Source organism: uncultured Methylobacterium sp. (genome assembly GCF_964244095.1).
GTDB lineage: Bacteria > Pseudomonadota > Alphaproteobacteria > Rhizobiales > Beijerinckiaceae > Methylobacterium.
On the sequence record NZ_CAXTHR010000271.1, the window covers coordinates 1 to 2,586 of the forward strand.

Genomic DNA, 2,586 nt, shown 5'->3' on the forward strand with positions numbered 1-2,586 from the left:
CGGCTCGACGGAGGAGGCGCAGGAGCGCATCGGCGCGGAGGTCGCGCGCAAGCTGATCGACTATTCCGACATCGGCTCGACGGTCGGCGCGGTGAACTTCCCGCAGGTGCAGCTCCCGGCGCGCGCCGCCGGCGCCCGCTTCATCCACGTCCAGGAGAACCTGCCCGGCATGCTCGGCCGGCTGAACGCGGTGTTCTCCGGTCGCGGCATCAACATCGCCGGGCAGTTCTACCAGACCGACGGCGGGGTCGGCTACGTGGTGCTGGAGACCGACGCCACCGACGCCGACGCCGAGATGCTGCTTTCCGAAATCCGCGCGATTCCCGGCACGATCCGGGCACGGTTGCTGTACGAGCGCCGCCGCGGGTAGGGTGCGCCAGCGGCGACGTCGCCACCTCCGCCGGACCTTCCGGGTCGAGCGTGCGTCCCCGCGCCCCGGGCGGGAGGAGGCGCCGCGGTGCGCCGAAGGCGCGAGGCTTGCACGGGGCGAGACCGCACAGAAGCGGGGCTTGCACGGAGGCGGGGCTTGCACGGGCACGGGACTTGCCGCAGCCTCCCGCCGACGCAGCAGGGCCGGACACCGCGCATCGATGACCACCGGCCTCTTCGCCTCGCGAAAATCCGTCGCCGCCATCGTCGCCGCCCACGGCGCGGACCACGGCCCGGCGCTGGCGCAGAACCTCTCGGCGTTCGGCCTCATCTGCATCGGGCTCGGGGCAACGATCGGGGCGGGAATCTTCGTGCTCACCGGCACGGCCGCCGCGCAGTATGCCGGTCCCGGCCTCGCGCTGTCGTTCGGGATCGGCGGGATCGCCTGCGCCTTCGTCGGGCTGTGCTACGCCGAACTCGCGGCGATGATCCCGGTGCCGGGCTCGACCTACGCCTACACCTACGCGACGCTGGGCGAGCTCTGCGCCTGGATCATCGGCTGGGACCTCGTGCTCGAATTCGCCTTCGCCGCGGCAACCGTCGCCGTCGGCTGGTCCGGCTACGCGCAGAGCCTGATGGCGGATGCGGGCCTGCGCCTGCCGGCGGCGCTGTCCGCCGCGCCGGGCGCGGGCGGCCTCGTCAACCTGCCGGCCTCGGGAATCGTGCTGGCGCTGACCGCGCTGCTGATGCGCGGGAGCCGTGAGGCGTCGCTGGCCAACGCCGCGATGGTCGCGCTCAAGCTCGCGATCATCCTCGCCTTCGTCGGCGTCGGCGCCCTCCACCTGAAGCCGGAGCTGTGGCATCCGTTCATCCCGGACAACACCGGCACGTTCGGGCAGTTCGGCTGGAGCGGCGTCCTGCGCGGGGCGGGCGTGGTGTTCTTCGCCTTCATCGGCTTCGAGACGGTCTCGACCGCGGCGGGCGAGACCCGGGACCCGCAGCGCGACGCGCCGGTCGGGCTGCTCGCCTCGCTCGCGATCAGCACGGTGCTCTACGTCGCGGTCGCCGCCGTGCTCACCGGGCTGGTGCCCTACCGGGAGCTGAACGTCGCCGACCCGATCGCCAAGGCGATCGACGCGATCGGGCTCGGCGCCTTCGCCGTGGCGATCAAGCTCGGGGCGCTCGTCGGGCTCACCACCGCGACGCTCACCGCCCTCTACGGGCAGGCGCGGGTGTTCTACGCGATGGCCCGCGACGGGCTGCTGCCGCGGGTCTTCGCGCGGGTGAGCCCGGCGACGCGCACCCCCGTGCTGAGCCAGGCGACGATCGGCGCGCTCACCGCGCTAGTGGCCGGCCTCGTGCCGATCGAGGAACTCGGCGAACTCGTCAGCATCGGCACGCTGTTCGCCTTCGGCCTCGTCTGCACCGCCGTGCTGATCCTGCGCCGCACCGATCCCGACAGGCCGCGGCCGTTCCGCGTGCCGGCAGCGCCCGTGGTGGCGGGGCTCGGCATCCTGTCCTGCCTCGTCCTGATGGCCGGGCTGCCGGGCGAGACCTGGGTGCGGCTCGGCGTCTGGCTGGCGCTCGGGCTGGCGCTGTACTTCGGCTACGGACGCGAAAACGCCCGCCGGGTGAGGGCGGGCGGGTGAGCGGCGGTCAGAACGAGCGGCGGGTCGGGCGGGGGGCCTGCCCGCCGCCGTAGCGGCGGCGCAGGAACGCGACGACCCGCGGCAGCAGGAAGGCGATCAGGAGTTTTCGCATCGGGGCGGCGGACTTTCTTCACGAGCGTGTGAGGACGCAATGCGCCGGAAGGGCACGCGTTCCGCTCGGCGCACCTTGCCGCTCCGCACACCTTGCCGTTCCGCGCACCTTGCTGCTCGGCGCACCTTGCCGCTCAGAGTTCCAGCGTCAGCGTCACCGGCGCGTGGTCGGACGGGCGCGCCCAGCCCCGCGCGTGGCGCGCGACGTCGACGCAGCGCACGGTGCCGGCCAGGTCCGGCGACACCCAGGCATGGTCGAGGCGCCGGCCCTTGTCGGCGGCCGCCCAGTCCGGCGAGCGGTAGCTCCACCACGTGTAGATCTTCTCGGGCAGCGGCGTGAGCAGCCGGGCGGTGTCGATCCAGCCCGCCTCGCCGCGCAGGGTCTCCAACGCCTCGGTCTCGACGGGGGTGTGGCTCACCACGTCGAGGAGTTGCCTGTGCGACCAGACGTCGTGCT

1 protein-coding gene and 2 pseudogenes are annotated in these 2,586 nt (G+C 73.2%); 2 read left to right on the forward strand and 1 reads right to left on the reverse strand.

Annotated features, from left to right (window positions below; translation table 11 throughout):
- Positions 1-370, forward strand: a pseudogene (locus tag ACFE86_RS22395) (phosphoglycerate dehydrogenase); the annotation flags it as partial.
- A gap of 220 nt (positions 371-590) precedes the next feature.
- Complete coding sequence (locus ACFE86_RS22400) at positions 591-2,018, forward strand: amino acid permease (RefSeq protein ID WP_375457511.1); 1,428 nt, start codon at positions 591-593, stop codon at positions 2,016-2,018.
- A 245-nt stretch (positions 2,019-2,263) separates the two neighbouring features.
- Here ACFE86_RS22400 and ACFE86_RS22405 read toward each other — a convergent pair.
- Positions 2,264-2,586: pseudogene (locus ACFE86_RS22405) on the reverse strand (exodeoxyribonuclease III); the annotation flags it as partial.